The organism is Aquabacterium sp., assembly GCF_016195855.1.
Taxonomy (GTDB): domain Bacteria; phylum Pseudomonadota; class Gammaproteobacteria; order Burkholderiales; family Burkholderiaceae_C; genus Aquabacterium.
The window spans coordinates 21,950-28,565 of the sequence record NZ_JACPYU010000007.1 but is presented as its reverse complement, the minus strand read 5'-3'; the positions used below and the strand labels follow the sequence as shown (position 1 = coordinate 28,565).

Annotated in this window: 5 protein-coding genes; 4 read left to right on the top strand and 1 reads right to left on the bottom strand. The window is 66.0% G+C overall.

The window, feature by feature from the left end:
* Positions 1 to 607: 607 nt before the first annotated feature.
* Positions 608 to 2,389: an ATP-binding protein gene (locus tag HY019_RS07335; protein ID WP_290689727.1), complete on the bottom strand. Its 1,782-nt coding sequence runs from the start codon at positions 2,387 to 2,389 to the stop codon at positions 608 to 610.
* A gap of 305 nt (positions 2,390 to 2,694) precedes the next feature.
* Here HY019_RS07335 and HY019_RS07330 point away from each other — a divergent pair, with 305 nt between their 5' ends.
* From HY019_RS07330 to HY019_RS07315, 4 genes are read left to right on the top strand one after another with little or no spacing between them, the layout of a single operon-like run.
* Positions 2,695 to 3,270, top strand: a complete 576-nt coding sequence (locus tag HY019_RS07330; RefSeq protein WP_290689723.1) for a hypothetical protein — start codon at positions 2,695 to 2,697, stop codon at positions 3,268 to 3,270.
* A gap of 35 nt (positions 3,271 to 3,305) precedes the next feature.
* The gene (locus HY019_RS07325) at positions 3,306 to 3,794 is read left to right on the top strand and encodes a glutathione peroxidase (RefSeq protein WP_290689722.1); all 489 of its coding nucleotides are present in this window, start codon (positions 3,306 to 3,308) and stop codon (positions 3,792 to 3,794) included.
* Between the two features lie 9 nt (positions 3,795 to 3,803).
* Positions 3,804 to 4,985 carry an MFS transporter gene (locus HY019_RS07320; protein WP_290689718.1) on the top strand — a complete coding sequence of 394 codons (1,182 nt, stop codon included), beginning with the start codon at positions 3,804 to 3,806 and terminating at the stop codon, positions 4,983 to 4,985.
* A gap of 47 nt (positions 4,986 to 5,032) precedes the next feature.
* On the top strand, positions 5,033 to 6,475 hold the full coding sequence (locus HY019_RS07315; protein ID WP_290689713.1) for a hypothetical protein: 1,443 nt from the start codon (positions 5,033 to 5,035) through the stop codon (positions 6,473 to 6,475).
* Positions 6,476 to 6,616: the final 141 nt, after the last annotated feature.

Genomic DNA, 6,616 nt, shown 5'->3' with positions numbered 1-6,616 from the left:
TCTGAGAGTCGCATGGGCAATCTGGCGCAGTGGAAAAACCTTTGATGCAAGCCAGATGGGCGTACAAAACGCTTGCGTCAAAACATAGAACCTCACTGCGCGGCTGCGCCGCTGCGTTCAAACAAATCGGGCCAGTCAGATGGACGAAGCACGCTGCGCGTGCCCACCTCGCCCCTGCGCGTCTCGACGCCACCAAGGCGCCCCGCTGGCCCCCGGCTCAACCCTTTTCACCCCGCTGGCGGCGTGCCACTGTTGTGTTCAAGCGTGCCGTAGGTTGGCCACCAATCACCATTGGCGTGACGCCATCCCTGCTATGAGACCACGGTCAGGGGTTGTGGCATGTCACGAGCAGGGCGATCCAAGGATGAGGTGATGGCTGGCTGGGCGCCTTGGGGGCGTCGAGGAGCACAGTGGCTGCCTGGTGCCCGCAGGGCCAAGCTTGCTTGTTTGAGCCCGCAGGGCGAGTTTGCAAGCTTGAAGGCAGCCGCGCGCACCGCAGAGCAGTCCCGCTTTGCGGGACCGCCAACATGAAGCCCGGACGGCCATTGCCGCATCCGCGCCCTGCGCTGCAGCGCCAAAGCGCGCTACCTCACACCAGCAAACACCATCAACGCGTCGGCCCAGAAGCCTGCGCACTGGGCAGCGCCGCCAGAATCTGCAGCAGCCGGTTGATCTGCAGCGGCTTGACCAGGTAGTGGCTGAAGCCCGTCTGCAAAGCCTTGGCAATGTGATCCGGCAGCGCATCCGCGCTCAGCGCAATCAACGGCAACTTCTTGAAATCAGCCTGCGCACGCAGCCGGCGGCACAAATCCAGGCCTGAGCCGTCGGGCAGGTTGATGTCCACCAGCGCCACATCCGGGTGGGTGGCCTCGATGCTGGCCAGCCCTTCCGCCGCCGTCTCGGCCGAATACAGCCGCACCTGCGGGTAGGCCGCGAACATCGCTTCCACCAGGCTGCGGTTGAGCGCGTTGTCCTCGATGTGCACCACACGCAGCGGCGGCAGCATCACGGCCGGCTCATTGCTGCCCCGGTTCACATTGGAGCGCAGGCTGCCCGGGCCCTCGGCCAGCGGCAGGCGCAGTGCGAACACGCTGCCCTTGCCCAGGGTGCTGGTCACGTCGATGCGGCCGTGCATCAGCTCGGCCAGGCGTTGCGACACCGCCAGGCCCAGGCCATTGCCAGAAGGCTTGCCCGGTGCCGTGTCCAGGCGCGTGAAAGGCTGGAACAGGCGCGGCAGGTCGTTCTGCTCGATGCCGAAACCCTGGTCACGAACCTCGATGATGCCCACGCGCTCTTCCTGGCCCACACGGCCTTGCAGCCAGATGGTGGAGCCCTGCGGGCTGAACTTGATGGCATTGCTCATCAGGTTCATCAGGATGGCGCGGGTGTGCTGCGGGTCGGCCCAGACGGCGGGGCACTGGCTGTCTACCACCACGGTGATGTCGTGCGCCAGCGCGTCGTCTTCCAGGGCTGCGCGCACCTCGCGCAAGAGCACCGACAGCTCGACGCGCTGCGGGCGGATGCCCAGGGGCTTGTCGTCCAGCTTGGCGTACTCCAGGGCCTGGTCCAGCAGGGACAGCAGTTGCTGCCCGGCGGTATGGATGTGGCCGATCTGGCGGCGCTGGGCTTCGGGCAACTGCGTGTCGTCGGCCATGTCGAGCAACTGCGTGAAGCCCAGGATGGCGTTGAGCGGCGAGCGCATGCTGTGGCTCATGCGCGAGAGGAACTCGACCTTGGTGGCCAGGGCCACTTCGGCCTCCAGGCGTTTGGCGTGTTCGACATCGGCGCGGCGCTTGTCGCTGATGTCGGTCAGCACCTCGATGTAGCGGTTGATCTGGCCCTCAGGCCCGTGCACGGGCTGCACGGAGCGTGACACCCAGAAAGGCTCGCCATCCTTGCGGTGGTGGCAGACCTCCAGCTTCTCGATGCTGCCGCCTTGCGCCAGCACCTGGTTGATGCGGGTGATGGTGGCCGGGTCGGTGTGCGGGCCGCTGAGCAGCTCTTCGGGCAATTGCCCGTGGCATTCGGTCAGCGTGAAGCCGGTGAGGCGGGCGAAAGCAGGGTTGACCCAGCTGATGCAGCGCTGGGCATCACAGATCAGGATGGCATCGGTGACCCGGTCGGCCACCAGGGCCAGTTCCTGGTTGGTGGCCTGGGCGCGTTGCAGGGCGGCCTGCAACTGGCGCATCACCTGACCTTGTTGTTCGAATGCGTCGTGGCGGAGCTGGAGTTCGTCGAGAAGGCGTTGTGCGTCGTCGGCCATGGTGTCGGAAACGCCCACGGGTAGTGAGCGGCGTACGTTGGCGGGGCGCCATGTGGCCGTGTCGGCCAGTCCGGCAGGAGGTGGGGTGGGGGTGTCGTCAGGGGACGCAGAGCGGATGTCTGGCATGGCGTGCTCCTCTGTTTGTAGCCCATCGTCTTGACAGCTTTCATGGGCTTGAAACAAGCCTGCGCTGAAGATCGTCTGCAACTGGATTTCAGCGCCTGGGACATTCCAGTGTAGGGACTTCTGACCGATTTGACCACGTGTTTTGATCGGTGTTTACTCGGCCGTTGTGACTTGCACGACGCATTAAGCGAAATGCCGTCGGCGCCCCTGCGTAGACCGGTGCAGGGCGGGGTTGGGCGCACCATGCGCTACATTGGCCCATGCGCGGCGGATGTCGCCGTGGCGGTCATTTGTTGATGGGTGTCATGACCAGTTTGCGCGCTTGCCTTTTGTCGATCTTGATGCTGCTGCTCACAGCCTGTAGCAGTTTGTTGCCGCGTGGCAGCACAGAGACCCTGTCGGGTTTTGGCAGTTTTGAAGAAGCGCGCGACGCCATCGAGCGCGTCAAGCCCTATCAGACGACCACCGATCAGCTCAAAGACCTGGGCTTCGATGTGCGCGCCACAGCCAATGTGCGCCAGATTCCGTATCCGGAGGTGGTCTCCCGCCTGGCGCCTAATCCCAGCGTGCCCATGGAGATGCTGGACCCGGGTATCCGCGATTGCATCGAGTCCCGCCAGGCTTGCCGCGCTTACGAGTTCAGTTTCGCGCGCCAGGTCAGCCACCGCGAGGGCAGTTTCTGGGCGGACTTCCTCAACTTCCGCCGTCGCACCGAAATCACGGGCTGGCGCTTCCAGGGGCTGGTGGTGGTACGCAATGGCGTGGTGCTGTTTCGCAACTATGGTGGCGAGCCGCAGATCAAGCAGACGGAGCGGCAGTCCAACCCGCTGGGGCCGCTGCAACCCGCCGGTGAAGCCGCTGGCGCCCTGATCGCACGCTGAGCCCTTTCCTTTCTCCCAACCCGAGCCTTTCTGACATGACCTCTGTTTACGACTTCGAAGCGCAGACCATCAACGGTGAGTCCGTCAAGCTGGATCAGTACCGTGGCAAGGTGCTGCTGATCGTCAACACGGCCAGCAAGTGCGGCTTCACGCCGCAGTTCGAGGGGCTGGAAAAACTCTGGAAGGACCTGGGGCCCAAGGGCCTGGCCATCGTGGGCTTTCCGTGCAACCAGTTTGGCGGGCAGGACCCCGGCGACAACAGCGAGATCGCCTCCTTCTGCCAGCTCAACTACGGCGTGAGCTTCCCGATGATGGCCAAGATCGATGTCAACGGCCCCAACGCGCATCCGCTCTACCAGCATCTGGTCAAGGAGGCGCCGGGCATCCTGGGCACCAAGTCCATCAAGTGGAACTTCACCAAATTCCTCATCGGCCGTGATGGCCGGGTGTTGGGGCGCTATGCCCCCACCGATACGCCCAAGGGCTTGATCGCCGACATCGACAAGGCACTGGCCGCGAGCTGACCCACGCGCATGTGGTCTGCCCTGGTCAAGCTGCCGCGCACGGTCTGGTTGATCGGGCTGATCTCGCTGGTCAATGACAGCGCCAGCGACATGGTCTACCCGCTGGTGCCCTTGTACCTGTCGTCGGTGCTGATGGCCGGGCCGCGCGCGCTGGGCCTGATCGAAGGGTTGGCCGAGGCCACGGCGGCCTTGCTCAAGCTGTTTTCCGGGGTGCTGGTAGACCGCACGCGGCGGGCCAGGCCGTGGGTGGTGGCCGGTTATGGCCTGGCCGGTTTCGGGCGGCCCCTGCTGGCCCTGGCGGGCAGCTGGGTCTGGGTGCTGCTCATCCGCCTGAGCGACCGCATCGGCAAGGGGCTGCGAACCTCACCACGTGATGCCCTGCTGGCTGGCAGCGTGGCGCCTGAGCGCCGGGGTCTGGCCTTCGGCGTGCAGCGGGCGCTGGACAACGCCGGCGCCGTGATCGGCCCGCTGACGGCAGCCGCGATGCTGAGCGCCGGTTTGCCTTTGCAGCAGGTGTTTGCGTGGGCCTTGCTGCCCGCCCTGGTCTGCCTGGCCATGACCTTGGGCCTGAAAGAGGCGCCTGGTGAGCGCCCGATGGCGAGCGGCCGCACCTGGCACTGGCGAGGGCTGTCGGGTGGGTTCAAGCGCTACCTGCTGGTCGTGGCGCTGTTCACGCTGGGCAACTCCTCCAATATGTTCCTGCTGCTGCGGGCACGCGAGCTGGGTGTGGCGCAGGCGCACGTGCCGGTGTTGTGGGGCCTGGTGTCGGTGGTGGCCATGTTGGGCGCCGCGCCGCTGTCGGCCTGGTCTGACAAGGTGGGGCGCCATCGCCTGCTGATTGCCGGGTACGCGGCTTATGGCCTGGTCTACCTGGCGCTGGCCTGGCAGGTGCGGGCCGGCTGGTCCTTGTGGCTGCTGTTTGCTTTGTACGGCCTGTTTCTGGCGGCCACCGAGGGGGTGGAGAAAGCGCTGGTGGCCGATCTGGCCGAGCCGGGGCAGGAGGGCACGGCCTACGGCTGGTTCAACCTGGCCACCGGCATCATGCTGCTGCCCGCCTCCTGGTGCTTTGGCTGGCTCTATCAGGCCTGGTCGGCCCAGGCTGCCTTTGAATTCGGGGCCGCGTGCGCGGGCCTGTCGGCTTTGCTGATGGCCTGGTGGGTGCCGCGCCCCACTCCATCGCTCACGCCGTGAGAAGGTTCAGAGCGCAGATGCGTCGTTTTACACGCAGGCTCACAGCTTTGTCCCTGCTGCTGACTGCGGGTGCCGCGTGGGCACAGACCGAGCAGTTGAAGATGTCGCTGGAGATGCGGTTTGATCCCGCACACATCGACGCGGATGGCCATGGGCGTGAGCGGCTGGGCCTGGTGACGACCAGCCTCCTGTTCGAGCCTGCCTACGGCTGGTGGGTCGGGCCTGCGGTGGTGGGGGCAGCCACAGGCCAGCGCGGCGGTTTTTTTGTGCTTGGTGGCCAGGTGGCACGGCGCTGGCATTCCACCGACAACTGGGTGGCGCAACTTGGTTTGTTGATGGGCGGTGGCGGTGGTGGCGGTGCGCCGGTTGGTGGCGGCCTGATGTTGGTGCCCTCGGCCAGCTTGTCGTATGACTGGGGGAGCGTTCAGACCGGGCTGAGCTGGTCCAGCGTGAACATGCCCAGCGGGCGCATCGGCAGCCGTCAGATCGGGCTGGTGCTCAACTGGGATGGGCGCTTTCGCTACTTTGATGCGGGCGAGGTGGGCGACAGGCTGTCCACCGCCGAGCACACCGGCCTGGGTTTCGACCGGCTGATGCTGGACAGCGCCCAGTTACGCGTGAAGGCCCACGGTGGGGTGTCGGCCAGCACGGTGCGGTTGGTGGGGGCACGCGCGGAACGGCGCTGGGGGCCGAATGTGTATTGGGGCGTCGAGACGGCAGCAGCCACGCATGGCGGCGCGGACGGCTACATGGAGTTGCTGGGCACCGGTGGCTGGGAAGTCTCCGCCTCGGCCATTGGCTTGAGTGATCTGTACCTGGGTGCCCGTGTGGCCCTGGGGCTGGGGGGAGGCGGGGCGGTAGAAACCGGGGGCGGCACCCTTGGCAAGGCGGCCGGGGTGCTGCGCTGGGAGTTGGGGCGCGATGCCTTTGTGGGCTTCGAGGCCGGCGCGGTGCGCTCTGGCAGTGGCATGTACAACGCGCGTTACGCCCAATGGCAAGTCGGCCTGCAGCTGGACCACCCAGGTGCACCCAGGGACGCACCGGTGGTCGGCTTGGCATGGTCAGGCAGCGTGCAGCACGTGTTGAAGGCGGCGCGCAAGGATGGCCGGCAACTTGATCTGGACACGGTGGGCATCAAGCTCAAGCGCCTGGTGGGGCCGAATTTCTACGTGACCGGGCAAGCACACAGTGCGGTGGCCGGCGAGGCAGGCGCTTATTCCGTGGGGCTGGCCGGCGCCGGGGTGCAGACCGGCCTGAGCGACAACGGCTGGCGCTTGTCGGTGGAGATGCTGGCGGGGGCGGCGGGTGGGGGCGGCGTGGCCAATCAGGGGGGAGCCGTGGCGCAGGGCATGGCCTACCTGGGGTTGTCGCTCAACCCGGGCAGCGAGTGGCAACTGGGCGTCGGGCGCATCCGCGGCCAGCAAACCGGGCTCAATAGCCGGGTGATCGACCTCGGCTGGACGCGCAGCTTCGGGGTGGGGCAGCGCTGAACTGAGTGCCCTGCGACATTTGACCTGATCTGACCGGATTTCTATGGTTTGCGTGTTCAGGCTTGCGGTTTCCAGACGATAAGGCACATGGCGGCGCTTGCGAGCGCTGTTTTCCATTGTCCCCATCTGGAGGCTCCAAGG

What these genes read in the sequence shown, in the direction of transcription:
- HY019_RS07325 (WP_290689722.1), top strand. Translation starts at nt 3,306, where the DNA reads ATGACCTCTGTTTACGACTTCGAAGCGCAGACCATCAACGGTGAGTCC.
- HY019_RS07335 (WP_290689727.1), bottom strand. Translation starts at nt 2,389, where the DNA reads ATGCCAGACATCCGCTCTGCGTCCCCTGACGACACCCCCACCCCACCT.
- HY019_RS07320 (WP_290689718.1), top strand. Translation starts at nt 3,804, where the DNA reads ATGTGGTCTGCCCTGGTCAAGCTGCCGCGCACGGTCTGGTTGATCGGG.
- HY019_RS07330 (WP_290689723.1), top strand. Translation starts at nt 2,695, where the DNA reads ATGACCAGTTTGCGCGCTTGCCTTTTGTCGATCTTGATGCTGCTGCTC.